This is a genomic window from Streptomyces halobius (genome assembly GCF_023277745.1).
Classification (GTDB): Bacteria; Actinomycetota; Actinomycetes; order Streptomycetales; family Streptomycetaceae; genus Streptomyces; species Streptomyces halobius.
The window spans coordinates 777,921-794,962 of record NZ_CP086322.1 but is presented as its reverse complement, the minus strand read 5'-3'; the positions used below and the strand labels follow the sequence as shown (position 1 = coordinate 794,962).

Below are 17,042 nucleotides of genomic sequence, written 5' to 3'. Positions count from 1 at the left end.
GTCGGCCCGCGAGTCCCGGGCCCGGTCCTCCGAGCCGACTTCCGCCGGGGCCGCGTCTTCCGGACGGCGCACCAAGGCGCTCAGTTGTCCGGCTCGAAGATGTACGGCCGGGTGAAGGTGACCACCTCGAAGCCGCGCTTGCGCAGGATTGGTTCGGAGGTGGGCAGCGCATCGGTGACCAGCAGCCTGCAGCCGCGTTCCCTGGCCTGCCGCAGCCGGGAGCCGACCACTGCAGTGAAGAAGCCCTGTCGACGGTGGGTCGTCTTGGTCCGGGCGCCCGCCAGCTCGGCGAACGGGCTGCCAGCCTGGAAGTAGACCCGTCCGCAGGAGACCGGCTCGCCCTGGGCACAGGCGATGTGCACGCTCATCGCGTCAGGCTGCTCTTCGAGCAGCGGAGCCAGCTGCCGATGCTCCTCGTCCGCGTTACGCCGACCGATCTGGCGGGAGATCTCGGCGTAGTCGTCGAGCTCGGCGCCATCGGTCACCTGCCGCACCTCGTAGCCCGAGGTGTCGAAGAGGGCCGATGATGCCTCGGCGACCGGGAGCATCAGCACCTGCTCCTCCTCGTCGGGCTCGAAGCCCGCTGCTTCGAGCGCGGCAGCCAGGCCCTGCTGCCTGTCGTGGCCGTAGACTTTCCACTCCAGGGTGTAGCCGCCGGACCGGGCGAGCTCCCGCTCTCCGCGGACCAGTTCCACGACCTCGCCGTCCGCCAGGTCGGCGAAGACGATCCGGCACTCCGAGCCATCCGCCGAGTACTCGCGCACCAGGTCGGCGTGGCCGGCGACGACACCGCTCACGCGCCGCAGCGTGTCGAGTTCCGCTAGAACCTCGGTTTTGACTGCTTCGTTCATGTCGGTCCTTCCTCGTCAGACGCCGGCGAACGCCGGGGCCAGGGCCTTGCTCAGGGCAGTGTTCACGAAGTCGTCGCTGACGTGCGTGTAGATGGCCGTGGAGCTGTCACACTCGTGGCCGACTTGCTGCTGGATGAAGCGCCGGTCGACCCCGTCCTCGGTCAGATGCGTGACGTAAGAATGTCTGATTGAGTGCGGAACTAGATCTTTTGGGAGTTTTAGGGCATCCCTGTATGCCTCGAAGCGGTCGTTGATGGAACCGGGCTGGAGGCGTCCCCCGCGTTCGGTGATCCAGAGAGCCGGATGATCGGGGAACCCGAATCGCGGCCGGACGTTCTCGACGTAGTCGGCGACCGCGTCGACGGCCCAGTCCATCACCGACAGCACGTTCCGGCGCCGTGGCGGCTGGCCCTTCTTCGCTTTGCCGTAGCGGACGTTGAGCGTGCCGTACCGGCCGAACTGCGGAGCCTTCGGGTTTCGCCCGAAGTCGACCACATCCAGCTTGGACGTCTCGGTCCGCCGAAGTCCCCAGCCGTAGATGACCTTGAAGAGGGTGGCGTCGCGGTAGGCAGCGAGGGCTCCCTTGCGCTTGGACTTCACGGCACGATCGACCTGGTCGTCGGCGTAGTCGAGGAAACGCTGCAGCTCTTCGCGGGTGAACGGCCTCGCCTCCGGGTCACCCTCATAGTCCTGCAGGTGCGGGAGGGTGTTCCACTCATGAGCGATCGCCACCGGCCCGGTGCCGAAGGCTTCCTCGCAAGCTGGCCCCCATCCGTAGCGGGCATCGATGAGAAACTCGGTGAACAGGCGAACATCGCCCTGGTAGCTGCGGATCGTGGACGGCGCCAGATGCTTCTCACCAGTCAACGAGGCCGACCACTCATCCATGTGACCCGGTGTCCACTGCCACGGGTACTCATTCGTGAACTCGAAGAACCGGCGGACCAGCCGTTCCCGGTCGTCAACCGTCTCGTCCTGCAGCCCCCGCGACTTCTGCTGAGCCCGCCAACCCCGCAGCATCGCGTCGAACATCGCGTCCTCAGGACGCAACTGGACGACCCCGGAAACGAGCTCCAGATGAGCTGCCCCAGCCAGGGCCACCTTGCGCTGATGCACCACTCCAGACCCTCCCTTCTGGAGGGCAGATCATGCATCAGATGGGATGGTGTGGGCAACTTCCCTGATCAGGCTGTTAGTTGGTAGTAGCGTTGGAGTCCCTCAACCTCTTGCCGTGAACTGGCGACCTGCGGTTTCTCGCCCGTTAGATGCAATTCCCGAGGCTTGACGTAAAGTTCCGTGGTCAGAACGCTCGAGTGACCGAGCAAATCGCGCAGGACCAGCAGCGGCTCGGTCCGGGTGAGATACAACGCCAGCGCCGCGTCCTCGTCGGTGTCCTTCACCAGCTGAGCGGCCTGCGCGTAGTAGCCCTGGGTCAGGCGCTTGAGCGTCGCCATCGCCATCGTGTGACGCAAGGTATGGGCGGACACGATCGGAAACCGCGGCTCGAAGTCCCGGCGGATCCGCCGCGATGTCCGCCGAAAGACGGTGTCCCAGTCGGTGAACGGCGCCCCCGTCGACTGCAGAGCCACCAGCGGCGACTGCCCGGCGCCGTCTACGAGCCGCAGCCGCTCCTCCGGCAGGACCAGCTTCCAGGACCGGCGCTCGCCATCAACATGGGCGCCTTCCCAGTCCGGGTCACGCACTTCCAGTGCCGGACGCGCCAGCCGATACAGCCCTCGGCTCGCGGCGATCTCCCGGTCCAGGTCGAGGTACTGGTGCATGCGCACGAGCGCGTCATAGAGCACCCACGTCTCCCTGGCCTTCTGGCCCTTGGTGACCGCCCGGCTCAACGGCATCGGCACCGGAACCGGCGACCGGCGCGGCGGAAGCGCCGGCACCTCGTACTCCAGCAGAAAGGTGAACTCTTGAGCCCGCAGACCAGACGACAGGACGTACTCGGCCATCGCCGCATTCCGTCCCAGCATCCGCCCCCGGAACCCGTCCGGCGCTCCATCCGGCCCCAGCCCCTGCCAGGGCGTGGACGAAGAGCTGCGCGAAGTTGTCCTCCAGGTACTTCATCGTCACGTGCCGCTGCGCACGACGGATCGTGGCGTTGTTCCGGCGCACTACCCTCGGGCCGCCGTCCTCCGCGTACCGCCGCGCGTACGAGTACGTGAACGGAATGCTCAGGCAATGCTTGTTGTCGACGCACCAGCCGTAGAAGCGGGACACGGCGCATCGGTTCGACAGGGGGAACAGTCATGCCGGGCCCGGAGGCCAGCGGCCCTCTTGCAGGACCGCGAAAAACATAACTGTGAGAGTTCTTCTGCGGCCCGGGATGGGTTGCTGCCAGGCTCGGCGCTCGTGTTCCGGCATGACTCGCAACATAACTGGCGCCACGTCAGGGACTGCCGTGCCCCCGAGATGTCTGCCGGACGCGGGCGTCGGCCTGGCCCACCCGTTGGCTTGATCAGCAGCTTGTCCGCCTTCCGGCGTGACTCATCACAGTTCCGCCACGTGGTGACTCCACCCAGGCCGACGCACCCGTCCGCCCGGAGGAGAACAACCGCGTGACCATGCTCGCAGAACACGTCGACGGCGTCATCGGCGTCGACACCCACCGCGACACACTCGCCGCAGCCGCCGTCAGCCCGATCGGCGCCGTCCTGGAGACCACCGACGCACCCGCTCACACCCGCGGCTACCAGCGTCTGCTGGAGTTCGCCCGAGAGCACGTGCCCGGTCGGCGCTGCTGGGCGCTCGAAGGCACCGGCAGCTACGGCGCTGGCCTCGCCGCCTTCCTCGAGGACGCTGGCGAACGCGTCGTCGAAATGTGTCGCCCCAGGCGCCCGCCGGTCCGCGGAGGACGCAAGACGGACATGCTCGACGCCATCCGCGCCGCCCGCGAGGCTCTGGCCACCGAACACGTCATCCAGCCCCGAAGCCGCGGGGAACGCGAGGCGATGCGCGTCCTGCTGGCCACCCGGCAGGGCGCCGTGCACGCCTCCACCGCAGCCATCAACCAGCTCAAGGCCCTGATCATCTCCGCGCCGGACGACCTCCGCGCCGAACTGCGTCGCCTCAGCCGACGGCAGCAGGTCACACGCTGTGCCGGCCTCCGCGACCGCCCCGCGCTGTCGGCCGAGCACCGCATGACCATCAGGGCGTTGCGATCCACTGCCCAACGCATCCGGCACCTCCAGGCCGAGGCCCGCGAGCTGGAGAACGAACTCCTCCAGCTCGTCCGCCAGCATGCCCCTGAACTCCTGGATCCGCTCGGCGTCGGATCGATCACCGCAGCCCAGATCCTGGTCAGCTGGTCGCATCCGGGCCGGTTCCGCTCCGAGGCCGCCTTCGCCTCGTTCGCCGGTGTCGCCCCGATCCCGGCCTCCTCCGGGCTGACCAACAAGCACCGGCTGAACCGGGGCGGAGACCGCCAGTTGAACCGAGCGATGCACACGATCTCGCTGATCAGGATGAGGCTCGATCCAGCGACGAAGACGTACGTCGCCCGCCGTGTCAGCGAGGGCAAGAGCCCCGCGACGCCCAGCGATGCCTCAAGCGCAACATCTGCCGCCAGATCTTCAAGCTCCTCGAGCAAAGGAACCAGCCGGACGTGGAGGAACTCACTCAAGCGGCTTGACACGACATAGCAGCCTCGGGGGACGTGTGGGGCCGACCGCGAGGGTCCGCACGGTCGGCCCCACCGCTCCGGTGGACGGTGATACGGAGGATGCCGTCCACCGGGGGCGGGCGCGGGAGCCGGGCGGGCCGGTAGAGAACAGTGTGACGACGTACCGGCCCGTACGGACTCGCGCTGCCCGGCGGGTGCCGCGGCGCGGGCCGTGCCCTTACGACCTGGGTCGGTACGGGCCGCGCCGCGGCGTTCGTGTCCCCGTTTCCTTTCGGGCCTGTCGGTGTCCGGGTGTCTCCGTTTTCCTTCCGGCCTGCCGGTGTCCTGGCAAGAGTTCGCCGGCGATCGTCCACAACGGTGCGATCCGGGCCCCGAAGCGGTGCACGAGGAAGCCCGTCAGCGCGCCGAAACCGGCGTGCGCGAGGTAGACGGTGAGGGCGAACTTCGGCCACATGTCGACGCCGAACTCACCGGCCCCGACCGCGTTCGGAACGGGACTGGCCATGAATCCGGTGCCCAGGAGCAGCCCGTACACCAGGCCCATGAGTGTCCCGGCGAGCGCGCCGCCGCGTCCCCGGCGGGGGAAGCCGCCGATGAGCACGGCGTAGATGACGCCGAACATCGCGCCGTTCCACACGTGATACCCCCACCCCGCGATATTCGAGGCGGTGTCCGGGCCCTGCATGATCTGATCACGGAGCAGGACGCCCATGAGCATGGCGATGTCGCCGGGCATCGAGTCGAAACCCCGGAAGCCGGTCTCGCGGGCCAGTTCCAGCACCGCCGTGCCCGCGATCCCCGCCACGGCGCCCAGCAGTACCGCCCGGCCGAGCCGCGGGCCGCTTATCCGCCAGGCGATCAGCGGGGCGGCCACGACGGCGATCGCGCCGGGCAGTCCGACCTCGCGTACGAGGTCGGACAGGGTGGCGTAGCCGCCCTCGGCGAGGGCGAACAGCAGTGCTCCGGCGGCCGTGGCTCCGGCCAGCACCACCGCGCTCAGGGCGAGTTCGGTCACGGTGCGGGCGGGATGTCTCATATCAGGGCCTGCGTCCGGTGCGGGCCGGCCTGCGCCGCGGGGGTCACTTGGCCGCACCATTTGCGATCTTGTCGGCGGCCATCTTCATCTGCTTCCCGCCGTCGGCCATGTTCTCGTCGACGGCCTTGAAGAGGGCGGCCGGGTCGAAGTAGCCGATGTGCGCCGTGCCGTCGTTGTCCGCCCAGGTGTACATGGTCAGCGGGATGACGGCGCCGATGGCGGGGTTCTTCTGGAAGAACATCTTGCCCTTGGCCGGGTTACCGACGAAGTAGGCGTGGGCGCCCTTGAGGCTGAGGCCGGTGGACTTGAGGGCTCCGGCCTGGTTGAGGTCGCCGAGAACCATCATCCCGTTGTCGGCGACCGACTTCTTCAGCGCGCTGACGGTGGCGTCGAAGGACTTGGCCGAGTCGACGGTCGTGAAGGCGGCCGCGACGGTGGTGCCCTTGGTGGACGTGCCGCCTGCGGCACCCTTGGTGATCTTCTCCACAGCCATGGCCATCTGCTTGCCGCCGTCGGCGAGTTCGGGGTCGATGGCCTTGAACATCGGGGCGGGGTCGAAGTAGCCGATGTGCGTGGTGCCCTCGTCGTCCGCCCAGACGTACATGCGCACCGGGATCTCCGCGCCGATGGCGGGGTTCTTCTGGAAGAACATCTTGCCCTTGGCCGGGTTACCGACGAAGAAGGTGTGGGCGCCCTTGAGGCTGAGGCCGGTGGACTTGAGGGCTCCGGCCTGGTTGAGGTCGCCGAGAACCATCATCCCGTTGTCGGCGACCGACTTCTTCAGCGCGCTGACGGTGTCGTCGAACGACGTCGATGACGCGTAGGAGGTGAACTTGGCCTGCGCCGCTTCACCGGGCTCCGAGGTCTTGCCGGCCGTGGACGCCGGGCTGGGGCTCTTCTCCGAAGTTGAGGTGTCGGAGTCCCCCGTGCCACAGGCGGTGGCACCGAGCGCCAGCACCACCGCCCCGGCGGTGAGCGCCGAGTAGCGCATGGGAGCGGTGCGGAAGGTCTTGCGGGTCAGCGACATGAAAACGGGTCCCCTGGGTGTGTGGTGGCGCCCCTCGGCCGGGCCGGAGGCCGCGGTGCTGGGTGATGCGGTGTGCCGCGCCGTATCGCTGTGCCAACGACGGTGCACGGGGAGGGAACCCGCTGGGCCACAGGGCGCCGTCCCCAGTGTCAGCGAGCTGACACAATCCGGCATTTGCACCTACTAAATGTCTGCTCGGGGATTCAGCCGGGTGGCGGTGCGGTGCTCAGTGCGGCAGCGGCAGCGACAGCTCGGACTGCGGAATCCCGACGAGGAGGGTCAGGACGTAGCTCGTGGGGCTGCCCGGCGGCAGGCCGAGCTGTTCGGGCGTGTCGGGGGTCGGGTGCGGGTGCAGGCAGATCGCGGTGGCTCCGAGGCCGTTGACGCGGTAGTCGAAGACTTGCAGGTTCGATGTGCCGGGAATGCGCTTTTCGCCGGGTAGTACATGTCTGCCGAGAGGCGTGGTCCGCGCATCGAGCGGCACCAGGGACCCGACGCCGGTGGGGCGGCAGTGACCGTGCGGGCCGGGAATCCAGCGGATCGGACCGCCGGGGAGCTGGATCTGGATCCGGGCGCCGTTGGGAACGGTCTGCGGCAGCCACGTACCGTTCCACCACCACAGGTTGTCACGGTGATACTGGGTGAAGAGATACGGGCGTTGGCGCGGGATGTGCGGCTTGGTGGCCGGTTTCCCCGGTCGCGGGTTCAGCAGCGAGCGGGCGATCGTGGACAGGACGTTGCGACGTAGAGGCATCGGATGCGGTGGTTTCCTCGGGTGGGTTGCGGTGACGGGTGCCGGTCAGCGTTTCCGGGCGTGGTCTCCGGCGGAGGTGAACTTCAGGTGATTGGACGGATCGCCACTGCCTGGTGGGGAGATCAGGACGGTGCCCATCATTCCGGCGTCCTCATGATTGAGCATGTGGCAGTGGTACACCGACAGGCCGGGCAGGTCGTGGTGGAAGTATGTACGCATGGTGAACTCGCCGAGCGGCGGAATCCGGAAGGTGTCCCACCATACGGTGGGGTCGGCGTCGAAGCTCGGGTCACCGTGCGGGACACCGCGGACATCGGTCACCTGGAACGGGTTGACGTGGATGTGGAACGGGTGCTGGAAGACGTCCTCGTTGACGATCCGCCACTCCTCCACCGTCCCGGCTTCCACATGCTGGTCCACCCGGCCCTGATCGAACTCACGGCCGTCGATGAAGAAGCGCACGCCCAGCCCGTACCGGCCTGAGATATCCCCTTTGAAGACCAGCTTCCGGCGCCGCACGACAGGTTGGTGCGGCATACGGGGCGGTCTGACCAGCTTGGTGGGCAGACGGCCGTGGGCGGGCGGGCCGTCCACGACGAGCGTGGCCAGGAGCCGGGTCGGGCGTGCCCCGCCGGGGCGGCCCTGGTCGTAAGCCTTGATGTAGATGGGGTACCGGCCGGGCTCGCCCGCACGGACGGCGAACTCGGCCCGGTTGGCCGGGGCCAGCATGATGGCCGGCTTCGGGCGTGCGTGGGCGAACGGCACACCGTCCTGGCCGACCTGGTGCAAGGTGTGCTGGTCCACGTGCAGCCACATCAGCCGGTGCGGTGCGGCGTTCAGCACCCGCCACCGCTGGACCTCCCCCGGACGCATCCGCACTTCCGGCGTGAGCTGCCCGTTGACGGTGAACAGCCACTCGGTCGGTACCGCGGGGACCGAGGTGAACGGGACCGGCCCGCCGGACGGCAGCGGGACCGCGTTCGGCACCTCACCGTGCTCGTCCAGCCACAGCTCCTGGAGCACCAGGATCCGCTCGGCGGCGTCCGCCAGTTCGGGGACCTCGTCGATGTCGCCTTCGACGACGATCGGTCCGGCCAGTCCCTGGAAGCCCTGGTGGGCGGTGGCGCCGTGGAAGTGGGGGTGGTACCAGTACAGGCCGGCCGGCTGGTGCCTCCTGATGTGGAAGGCGAACTGGTGGGACCCGAGCGGCGGGATCACCAGGAACACGTTGTCGGCGGGCTCCTCGGGTGAGACCTGCAGCCCGTGGGTATGGAGGTTGGTGATCGAGTCCAACTGCACGATCGTCTTGCCGGCCACGACGTTCATCGCGGTCTGCGGCAGACAGGTCAGCGTGGAGTGGTTTTCGCTGCCGACTCCGCGAGCGAGGCCCACCGCCTCCGCCGGCCCCGGCCTGGTGGCACACAACGGCGGCAGCGCGTTGAGCGGCACCCCCATCGGCAGCATCCGGTTGCGCACCAGCAGCCGCATCCGGTCCCCGGGCCGGATCCGCAGTACCGGCCCGGGCAGTGAGTCGTTGTAGGTGTGCACATGGGCCTTCCGCCCATGGCCCAGCGACACCGTCGATGCCGTCATCGTCAGCCGGTAGTCCAGGAGCCCGCCCTTGCTCCGTACCTCGGGCAGGTCCCGCAGCGGCTCGCCCTCCTCCTCGGAGGATCCGCCGCCGAACGCGGCCTCGGCCCCGCCCAGCAAGCCGATGCCGCCAACGGCTCCCGCACCCATCAGCAGCGAACGCCGCCGGTATCCCTTGGCGCGATGCTCATGTGCCATGTGTTCGTCCTTCCCTCCGTACCTCAACACCGAAGAAGCGCGCACGGGGGACCCCCTGGCCGCACGGAAGTTGGCACGGAATGCAGAAATGTCACCCGGAAGAGTGGATTCGCTGTGCGGTTCACTCGTCTGTGCCGGTCACGTACGCGTGCAGGTCGCTCGGCCCCTTCAACGCCTCCTCGGTCAACCCCCCCCGTCAGATCGCTCAACAGGGGACCCGGCACGAAAACCAGACCCCCTACGACACCCATCGGCCCGCCGGTGGACACGAAGTGCTGGCCGGTGCCGTCCGCCCCGTCGGCTCCCGCGGCGCGATCGTGTTCCTCGCCCCGGGCGGGGTGCGTCAGCGGGAGGTCCGGACGCGGCAGATCCACGGCGCCGGCCGGACCGGCACCGCCGAGCACCGCAGAGCCAAGGACACCGAGGGCAAGCACGGGCCGGAATCCGGCAGCGCGCCGGAAAGGTCGCAGCATTACATACATGGACACGAAGAGTAGCTTCATGGCTGCTATGGGTAATCACAGGGTGTCAGCTACCGCAGAAGAGGCACCCCGTGGCTCTTGCCGCCGCCGTGGTGCCGCATCCGAGCCGGATGTGGCCCAACCTCCCTGCCGCCAGGCGTGGTTCACACCATCGCCGCGTACACCAGCGCAGCTACCAGGCCGAAGAGCATGTGTCCGACCAGCAGTCCGATCGGCGTGCCCTTGCCATACCCGACTCCCATGAAACCGGGCGCGGCCAGCGTGAAACCACCGCTTCCGCCCTGCATCCGCGGGTGCGCCGCCGCCATCATCGGCATCGCCATCATTCCCACCATCAGGCCGTGGGCGAGCCCGACCAGAACACCGGTCAGCGCACCGGCCGAGCCCAGCCAGTGGAATACCGCGGCGTACAGCAGACCGAAGACCACCGTGCCCATCATCACGAAGTGGAGCATCATGCCGAGTATCCGGGCGCGCTTCTTGTCGCCGGTCATCATGCCCCCGGTCAACAGCGCGATGTCCATGTTCGTCATGCCCATCGCGCGGCCCGTCATCATCACGGCCGTCATCACCACGGTCCCCGCCAGGCCCGCCACCAGCCCGGCACCCGCTGCGAACTCCATCGTCTCCGCCTCTCCACGCCATGCGCATCACGATCCGCGGTGGCAGGCCATCCCTGTCACCCCACCGGTAACCCGCCAGGGCCCACCCCAACATCAAGGAATGTCAGCCAGATGACACAACCGCAGCACCACGGCCGCCGCCTGGCGGTCCTCACCGGCCCGCCCCAGGAACAGCTCAAGGCCGCGGCCTGGGTGGCCCGATGCATCGGACGCGGCGAACACGCGCCGCTGCGCCGTGAGGACGTGGCAGCCCTCGCCGACATCCTGCGCCCCGTGCCCGTCCGCCCCGGGACCGTCGTCACCTCCGCCGGCGCCGCCCCCTCCGGGGTGTGGATCCTGCGCAGCGGCAGCGCCGAGCTCGCCGTCGGCTCCGGTCCCCGCCAGGTCGTCGTCCAGATCCTGCACCCCGGCGACATCGACGGAGACGTCCAGATGCTGCTGCACATGCCCGTGCCCTACACCACCCGGGCCCTGGAGACCGGGGAGTTCCTCCACCTGTCGAACGCCGACTTCGACCGCGTCCTCCAACGCCATCCGGCCATCGCCCGCCGCTGGCTCACCAGCATCTCCACCCGACTCGCCCACAGCCAGGCCCGTCTGACCGCTCTTCTCGGCGGCACCCTGATCCAGCAGACCGCCCGCCTGCTGCTCGACGAAGCCGCCGACGGTGCCGTCCACCTGCCCCAGCGCACACTCGCCGCCATGCTCGGCGCCCGCCGCCCCTCCCTCAACAAAGCCCTCAAAGAACTCGAACGGCGTGGCGCCGTCCGCCTGGCCTACCGCACCATCGAGATCACCGACTCCGCCGCCTTGCGCAACCTCGCGGCATGAACACCGCCCGCTGCCGCCGCACGTACCAGGTACGCGGCACCGTCGTCGCGCAGCACTGAGCGGTTGCCGGACCAAGCGCTTCCCCGGCTCGGACCGCCAACCGCTCACTGAGTCCTTTCTCCCATCACCAGCCCAGGCCGAAGAAGCCGTAGCCACCGTAGCCGTGGCCGTAGCCTCCGTAGTGCCCGTAGTCGTGGCCGTAGCCTCCGTAGCCGTGGCCGTAGCCCCAACCCCAGCCGCAGCCGTCCTGCTGGACGCTGGTGGTGCTGACGGCGGCGACGTGACGCGCAGAGCTCTGCTGTACCTCGGCCGCAGAGGCTGCGCCGCCGGTGGCTGCCAGCGAGCCGACAGCCAAGGCCCCGGTCGCCGCAACCATGGCGAGACGCCGTATCGACTTGCTCATGAGCGCACTCCTCGGTTCTAGAGGGGCGGTGGGTCGCCGCCCGTTTCAGCCCAGGGTGCGTCTGCCGATGACGTAGCCGCGAGGAAAAAGTCATAAAGGTGACATAGATTCTTTTTGCCTCATTTTGCTGATGGTGCCACTGCGGGCGATCGGCCTGTCGAAGGATCCCGCGCACGATGAAGATCACGAAGGTTGGATCGAAGGTCGGGCCGGTGCGGCCGGTGCTGCCGGGGCGCGGCGCGAGGCGGGTGGGCGTGCCTGGTGTGCCGCCTGGCACGCCGCCTGCTCACCACGCGTGACACCGCGGATGAAATGCACGGGAGCCCCTGGCGGGTTTCCCCAGGGACTCCGCAGCGCCGACGGCGTGACGGCAGCCAGAGACCACACCAGGCAGAGACATACAACCGAGGAGGGGCATGTCCAGGATCCCCGTCCACACCGTCGACAGCGCGTCTGAGCCAGGCCGGGAAACGCTGTCGAAGCTGGCGAAGCGTTTCGGGAAGGTGCTGAACATCCACGGCGAGATGGCCCATTCGCCGGTTGTGCTGGAGACCTACGCGGCCATGAACGCGGCGATCACCCGGCACGGCACCTTCGACGCCCGCACCCGTGAGGCGATCGCCCTGGCCGTCGGTGCGGTCGACAGGTGCAGTTACTGCCAAGCGGCGCACACCCTCTCGGCCAAGGCCGCCGGCCTGACCGAAGATCAGACAGTGGCCATCCGCCGCGGCGCCGCGGACTTCGACGACCGGCTGGACGCGCTGGTGCGTGTCGTACGGGAGATCGCCGGAGAGGTCGGTGAGGTATCCGACGACACCTGGAAGCGCGCCCAGGAGGCGGGCTGGAGCGATGTACAGCTCACCGAGGCGTTCGCCCACGTCGCGGTGAACATGTTCACGAACTACTTCAACCACTACGCCCGAACCGACCTCGATATCCCGGCAGCCCCGGTGCTGCGCAGCTGACGACGGTCTGCGCGCCTTGTTCGTCAGCTGCGTCCACGGGGCCCGTCCCCCGTCCCGTTCTACCTCGGCTCCGGCACCGGCCCCGGCTCCGGCGGCATTTCCGGAGCCGGTCGCGCGAGGAAGAACGGGATCATCAGCAATCCGAAGATCAGTGGGTGAGCGAGCCCCCCGAAGATCTGGAACGCGACGTGGGAACCGTCGAAGGCCGGGAAGAGGGTCTTGCCCAGGACGTGGAGGTTGAACACCCACAGCGCCAGCCCATAGCCGAGTGCGGCGCCCACCAGGGCGGGGACGGTGCGCAGCCAGGGCACCAGCAGCAGCGCGAACCCCATGCCGAATCCCAGTGACAGCGTGATGTGCGTCGTCAGGCCCAGCACCGCCTCGGCCGCAGTGGGCACGGGCGCGCTGGAGGCGTGGAAGACGGTCGCCATGATGTGCAGCGGCGAGAGTGCCGGCATGCCCCGGCTCACGGCGAACCACATGTGCGCCAGCAGGAACGCCAGGCCGGCCACGAGTCCGGCGGCCACACCGCGGGTCAGCAGACCGCCCAGGTCGAGCGGGCGCAGTGCCCCCGTACTGATCACGTCGAGCATGCGCGGCATGCCCAGGCCGGTTTTTCGGAGCCGCTGTGGCTGGAGTGTCATGGCTGACTCGCCTTTCCTCTGGCACATGAGGCGGAGGCCCGGGGGGATCATCCCTCTCGCTTTGATCCGAATGGTCCGGAAACCCGTCGGCCGTGAATTCCCTTCCACTGCTGGCGAGGCAGCCTGCTGCCGTATGAGAGAGCCGCTGGTCAATACTCGACATGTGAGGGGCCGTCAAGTGCCTCTGCGCTATGACGGATGGAATACGTGGCAGGGGCCGGGGGTTTCCGGTCCGTGGAAGAACGAGGCCCCACCCGATTCCGGTATGGACCGCACCGTGCCGACCGGAGGAAGACGGCACGGTGCGGCCGCCGGGCGGGATGCGCCGCTCCGCCCGCCTGTGGGACACGACCGCGGCGAGGCTCAGAGGAGCCAGCTGAGCAGGCCGCCGCCGTAGCCGAAGGGGCCGTAGCCGCCATACCCGTAGCCGCCATAACCGCCATAGCCATATCCGCCGTAGCCACCGTAGCCACCGTAGCCGCCCCGGCACTGGCAGTGGCGGTTGCCGTGGTGACCGTGGCGGCCGCGGTCGTCAGAACGGGCGGCGGATTGCGCCGAGGCTGAGCTGTGGTAGGCAGGGGCGGCCGACGCGGTGCCGGCACCGGTGATCACAGCTCCGGCCGCCAGAATCGAAGCCGCGGTCCCGAGGGCAGCGCGGTGTATCAGATGGATGCGCATCAGAGGGTTCTCCTTCGTGCAGGGGCGGCGGGCGCCGCCCTCGCCCTCAGGGGTATGCCGCTCCCGTCCCCTGGAATCGCCGAGTGCGTCGGCCGGGTGACCCTATGGTCAGAGGACTGACAAGACGTGACACACCGTGATGAAGGCAGGCCGTCCGTAGGCCCGGCTCCGGCTGCGCTGCGCGCGGCGGTATGGGCCCTGCGCTGTCTGGGAGGCCGCTGGCAGCCGAGCCGTCGGGACACCGAACTGCTGGCGGCCCGTTTGGAGTCGCGCGTGCTGGAGCCCGGCATGGTGGTCTTCGCTCAGGGGCAAGTGCCGGACGGTGTGTGGATCGTGCGCAATGGAACGCTGGAGCTGGTCTCGGGGACAGGCCGACGGCGCGTGGTGGTGGGAGTGCTGCCACCGTGCGGTATCGCCGGGGACGTACCGCTGTTGCTGGGCCGCCCCGCGGTGTGCACGGTGCGGGCGCTGACCACCGTGCAGGCCGTCTTCCTGCCGGCCGCCGCGTTCCACACGCTGCTGGAGAGCAGCCCTGCTCTGGCCCGGGGCTGGCTGACGGCGCTCGCTCGCCGCCAGTCCCGGGCACAAGAGGCACTCGCAGAGACCCTGACGGGGGACGCGAAGAGCCGGGTGGCCCGCTTGCTGCTGCGGGAGGCCCGCAACGGGACCGTGCACTGTGCCCAAGGAACGCTGGCAGCCATGCTCGGTCTGCGCCGTCCGACATTCAACCGTGTGCTCAAAGAGTTCGAACGCGAAGGGCTGCTGACGGTCGGCTACCGGCAGGTGGCCCTGCTGGCAGTGGACCGGCTGCAACACTGCGCCCAGCAGGACAACGGCTGAACTTCCCCTCACCACAGGCACGTCGCTCACGCCGCTGTTCTGTGGTCAGCGGATCGCCTTGGTGACGCTCAGCAACCGCAGGCTGTTGGTGACCACGAGGACCGAGGAGAAAGCCATGACGGCGCCCGCGATCACCGGGTTGAGCAGGCCGACCCTCGCCGGCGACGCTCCCCCAACTGCTGCTGAGCCGCAGTGCGGTCGGGCCGGTGACAGCGCGCACCGGGCCGCCGCCGTGAAAACCACCGGCCTGCACGCCAGCAGTCCGGCCCACGGGCCAGGGGCCACCTGACGGCGAAGGCCGCGACACCTGGCGCGTCAGGCGACTGTCGAAGCGCCGCGCCCGGCTGGCTAGGGGCCAAGGGAGGTGAAGCCGCCGACGATGGCGCCGTAGGTGATGTGGGCGGTGAGGCTGACCACGGGGGCGGCCAGCCCGAAGTTGAGCATGAGGAAACCGGGGGGTTCGAGGAGCGCCACGGCGGGGGCGCTGGTGAGGGGGGTGCCCATGCGGGGTGGACGAGGGGAAGGAGGATGTTCACCAGCGCGGTGCCGGCGAACATGCCGTGGGCCATCCCGAACATGGCTCCCAGCATCCAGCCGCTGTGGTGGATGGCGACGAACAGACCGTAGTAGCCGAGGGCGAAGATCAGCCCGGCTGCGAAGTGGAGTACGTAGCCGAGTGCTTTGGCGCGGGTGCGATCGGCGGTGAAGACGGTGCCGAGCAGGAACGGGATGTCGATGAGCTCGTTCGCGGCCCGCAGCGCTGTGGTGAGGATGCCGGTGCCGACGAAACCGCCCGCCAGCGCGGCCCACACACTCATCGCCGGTCCTGCTGGTGGAGTGCGCAGGCGGCGCTGATCAACGCCAGGTGACTCAGGCCCTGGGGCATATTGCCGAGGAACTCCCCGGTGTCCGGTTCGATCTCCTCGCTGTACAGGCCGACGTCGTTGGCGAGAGCGACGAGCTGATCCAGCAAACCGGCGGCTTCGTCCACGTGGCCGCAGCGGGCCAGGCATTCGACCAGCCAGAAGGAACAGGCGAGGAACGCTCCCTCGGTGCCGGACAGGCCGTCTTCCCCGGTGTAGCGGCGAACGAACGGGCCGTGTCCCAGCTCGCGGCGGACGGCCTCGACCGTGCCGCGCAGCCGCGGCTGGTCCGGGTCGGCGTAGCCGTGCAGCAGGCCGAGCAGGAGGCTGGCGTCCAGCTCGACGCTGCCGGGGAAGCGGACATAGCTGTTCTGGCGCTCGCTGAAACAGCGGGTTTCGACGAAGTCTCTGAGCGCCTGCATCTCGCTCCGCCAGCGTTCGGCGTGGCGGTGCGGGATCAGCCCTTGGCCGGCGAGCCGCACGGCGCGGTCGAGAGCCACCCAACACATCATCTTGGACTGGGTGAAGTGGCGTGGCTGGCTGCGGACCTCCCAGATGCCCGCGTCTTTCCGCCGCCAGGTGCGGCATACGAAGTCGGCCAGCCCGGCCAGCCTGCGGGCGACGTCGGCGTCGAGGTGGCCGGTGGCCGTCGCGTAGAGCCACGCGGTCTGCAGCAGCTCGCCGTAGGTGTCCAACTGCAGCTGGCCGACCGCCGCGTTCCCGACCCGGGCCGGTGCAGATCCGCGGTAGCCCGCCAGTGGCAGCGTCCACTCCGGCGCGCGGGCTCCGCCGTCCAGCCGGTACAGCACCCGCAGGCGTGGGTGGGTGAGCTGGGTGGCGTGCATCAGCCACCAGAAGTAGGCACGCGCCTCCGGTGAGCAGCCGAGCGCCAAGAACGCGTCCAGGGCGAAGGCCGAATCCCGGATCCAGGAAAACCGGTAGTCGAAGTTCCGCTCACCGCCCAGAGTTTCGGGAAGCGATGAGGTCGCCGCAGCCGCGACCGCCCCGGAGGGGGCAAACACCAGCAGCTTGAGCGCCAGCGCACTGCGCTCAACGGCCTGCGCCCAGGGTCCCTCACAGGTGCGCTCCTCCAGCCACCGGCGCCACGCGGTGCAGGTGTGTTCCAGGCGTGCCTCGCACTCGGCACGTGTGGGAAAGACCAGCGGGTCCTGGTGGGCGAAACAGCCGGCGATCAAGGCCCGCGACCCCGGACGCATCTCGAAGCCGCCGCTGATCGTCTCCTCGGTCACATCCGGCGCCCCTGCCTCCCAGGAGCACACCGCCAGCGCGTCCGCCCCGGCCGGGGCGATCGGTACCCCTGCCCGCCTGCCGATACGTGGCGCAATCTTGCCGTAGCCGAATCGCGGCGTCACGCTCCAGCGCATCGGCACGTCCCCGGACAGGCCCTCGACCCGGCCCCGCCACCACCCGCTCCGGCTCCGGCTCCACGATGCCCACCGGGTGCCGACCGCCGTCCGTCGCCTCAACCCACTGCCCGAACACCACCTCGGCGGCCTTCAGCCGGGCCACCTCGGCATCGATCTCCGCCAGCTCCTTGCGGAGCAGCTCAGCCCGCTCGGCCAGCTGCAGCCGCCGCTCGACCGTCCACGTCAGCACGTCCGT

The 17,042-nt window shown here is 69.0% G+C and carries 20 protein-coding genes; 7 read left to right on the top strand and 13 right to left on the bottom strand.

Annotated elements, in window-relative coordinates:
* Nucleotides 1-80 precede the first annotated feature (80 nt).
* The 3 genes from K9S39_RS03715 to K9S39_RS03705 all read right to left on the bottom strand — a co-directional run bounded on the left by K9S39_RS03715 (nt 81) and on the right by K9S39_RS03705 (nt 2,815).
* Nucleotides 81-851, bottom strand: a complete 771-nt coding sequence (locus K9S39_RS03715) for a GNAT family N-acetyltransferase (RefSeq protein ID WP_248861904.1) — start codon at nt 849-851, stop codon at nt 81-83.
* A 15-nt stretch (nt 852-866) separates the two neighbouring features.
* A complete protein-coding gene (locus K9S39_RS03710) occupies nt 867-1,970 on the bottom strand; it encodes a tyrosine-type recombinase/integrase (RefSeq protein ID WP_248861903.1) in 1,104 nt (367 codons plus the stop codon).
* Nucleotides 1,971-2,035: 65 nt separating this feature from the next.
* Nucleotides 2,036-2,815, bottom strand: a complete 780-nt coding sequence (locus K9S39_RS03705) for a site-specific integrase (RefSeq protein WP_248861902.1) — start codon at nt 2,813-2,815, stop codon at nt 2,036-2,038.
* 612 nt (nt 2,816-3,427) lie between these two features.
* Here K9S39_RS03705 and K9S39_RS03700 point away from each other — a divergent pair.
* The gene (locus tag K9S39_RS03700) at nt 3,428-4,504 is read left to right on the top strand and encodes an IS110 family RNA-guided transposase (RefSeq protein WP_248868584.1); all 1,077 of its coding nucleotides are present in this window, start codon (nt 3,428-3,430) and stop codon (nt 4,502-4,504) included.
* Between the two features lie 198 nt (nt 4,505-4,702).
* On the opposite strand, the gene K9S39_RS03695 is transcribed toward K9S39_RS03700, so the two are convergent.
* The 4 genes from K9S39_RS03695 to K9S39_RS03680 form a co-directional block, all read right to left on the bottom strand.
* A complete protein-coding gene (locus K9S39_RS03695) occupies nt 4,703-5,521 on the bottom strand; it encodes a hypothetical protein (RefSeq protein ID WP_248861901.1) in 819 nt (272 codons plus the stop codon).
* A 43-nt stretch (nt 5,522-5,564) separates the two neighbouring features.
* The gene (locus K9S39_RS03690; RefSeq protein WP_248861900.1) at nt 5,565-6,548 is read right to left on the bottom strand and encodes a DUF302 domain-containing protein; all 984 of its coding nucleotides are present in this window, start codon (nt 6,546-6,548) and stop codon (nt 5,565-5,567) included.
* 226 nt (nt 6,549-6,774) lie between these two features.
* Nucleotides 6,775-7,302: a hypothetical protein gene (locus tag K9S39_RS03685; RefSeq protein WP_248861899.1), complete on the bottom strand. Its 528-nt coding sequence runs from the start codon at nt 7,300-7,302 to the stop codon at nt 6,775-6,777.
* A 45-nt stretch (nt 7,303-7,347) separates the two neighbouring features.
* Nucleotides 7,348-9,090: a multicopper oxidase family protein gene (locus K9S39_RS03680; protein ID WP_248861898.1), complete on the bottom strand. Its 1,743-nt coding sequence runs from the start codon at nt 9,088-9,090 to the stop codon at nt 7,348-7,350.
* 131 nt (nt 9,091-9,221) lie between these two features.
* On the opposite strand from K9S39_RS03680, the gene K9S39_RS03675 reads away from it, so the two are divergent.
* A complete protein-coding gene (locus K9S39_RS03675) occupies nt 9,222-9,587 on the top strand; it encodes a hypothetical protein (RefSeq protein WP_248861897.1) in 366 nt (121 codons plus the stop codon).
* A gap of 128 nt (nt 9,588-9,715) precedes the next feature.
* On the opposite strand, the gene K9S39_RS03670 is transcribed toward K9S39_RS03675, so the two are convergent.
* Entirely contained in the window at nt 9,716-10,195 is a 480-nt protein-coding gene (locus K9S39_RS03670) for a hypothetical protein (RefSeq protein ID WP_248861896.1), read from the bottom strand.
* Between the two features lie 111 nt (nt 10,196-10,306).
* On the opposite strand from K9S39_RS03670, the gene K9S39_RS03665 reads away from it, so the two are divergent.
* On the top strand, nt 10,307-11,026 hold the full coding sequence (locus K9S39_RS03665; protein WP_248861895.1) for a Crp/Fnr family transcriptional regulator: 720 nt from the start codon (nt 10,307-10,309) through the stop codon (nt 11,024-11,026).
* 124 nt (nt 11,027-11,150) lie between these two features.
* Here the strand turns inward: K9S39_RS03665 and K9S39_RS03660 are convergent, their stop codons facing one another.
* On the bottom strand, nt 11,151-11,429 hold the full coding sequence (locus K9S39_RS03660) for a hypothetical protein (protein ID WP_248861894.1): 279 nt from the start codon (nt 11,427-11,429) through the stop codon (nt 11,151-11,153).
* Between the two features lie 416 nt (nt 11,430-11,845).
* On the opposite strand from K9S39_RS03660, the gene K9S39_RS03655 reads away from it, so the two are divergent.
* Nucleotides 11,846-12,394 (top strand): carboxymuconolactone decarboxylase family protein, encoded by a 549-nt coding sequence (locus K9S39_RS03655; protein WP_248861893.1) that lies wholly within the window; start codon nt 11,846-11,848, stop codon nt 12,392-12,394.
* Between the two features lie 59 nt (nt 12,395-12,453).
* On the opposite strand, the gene K9S39_RS03650 is transcribed toward K9S39_RS03655, so the two are convergent.
* Nucleotides 12,454-13,038 (bottom strand): hypothetical protein, encoded by a 585-nt coding sequence (locus K9S39_RS03650; protein WP_248861892.1) that lies wholly within the window; start codon nt 13,036-13,038, stop codon nt 12,454-12,456.
* Nucleotides 13,039-13,401: 363 nt separating this feature from the next.
* Nucleotides 13,402-13,716, bottom strand: coding sequence for a hypothetical protein (locus tag K9S39_RS03645; protein ID WP_248861891.1), 315 nt, complete (start codon nt 13,714-13,716; stop codon nt 13,402-13,404).
* A gap of 126 nt (nt 13,717-13,842) precedes the next feature.
* Here K9S39_RS03645 and K9S39_RS03640 point away from each other — a divergent pair, with 126 nt between their 5' ends.
* Entirely contained in the window at nt 13,843-14,556 is a 714-nt protein-coding gene (locus tag K9S39_RS03640) for a Crp/Fnr family transcriptional regulator (protein WP_248861890.1), read from the top strand.
* A gap of 115 nt (nt 14,557-14,671) precedes the next feature.
* A complete protein-coding gene (locus K9S39_RS03635; protein ID WP_248861889.1) occupies nt 14,672-14,845 on the top strand; it encodes a hypothetical protein in 174 nt (57 codons plus the stop codon).
* A 59-nt stretch (nt 14,846-14,904) separates the two neighbouring features.
* Here K9S39_RS03635 and K9S39_RS03630 read toward each other — a convergent pair whose 3' ends face one another.
* Nucleotides 14,905-15,060, bottom strand: a complete 156-nt coding sequence (locus K9S39_RS03630) for a hypothetical protein (RefSeq protein WP_248869220.1) — start codon at nt 15,058-15,060, stop codon at nt 14,905-14,907.
* A gap of 5 nt (nt 15,061-15,065) precedes the next feature.
* On the opposite strand from K9S39_RS03630, the gene K9S39_RS03625 reads away from it, so the two are divergent.
* Nucleotides 15,066-15,425: a hypothetical protein gene (locus tag K9S39_RS03625; protein WP_248861888.1), complete on the top strand. Its 360-nt coding sequence runs from the start codon at nt 15,066-15,068 to the stop codon at nt 15,423-15,425.
* Here K9S39_RS03625 and K9S39_RS03620 read toward each other — a convergent pair.
* Entirely contained in the window at nt 15,371-16,792 is a 1,422-nt protein-coding gene (locus tag K9S39_RS03620) for a glycoside hydrolase family 15 protein (protein WP_248861887.1), read from the bottom strand. The two genes, K9S39_RS03625 and K9S39_RS03620, sit on opposite strands and share 55 nt — an antisense overlap.
* Between the last annotated feature and the right edge of the window lie 250 nt (nt 16,793-17,042).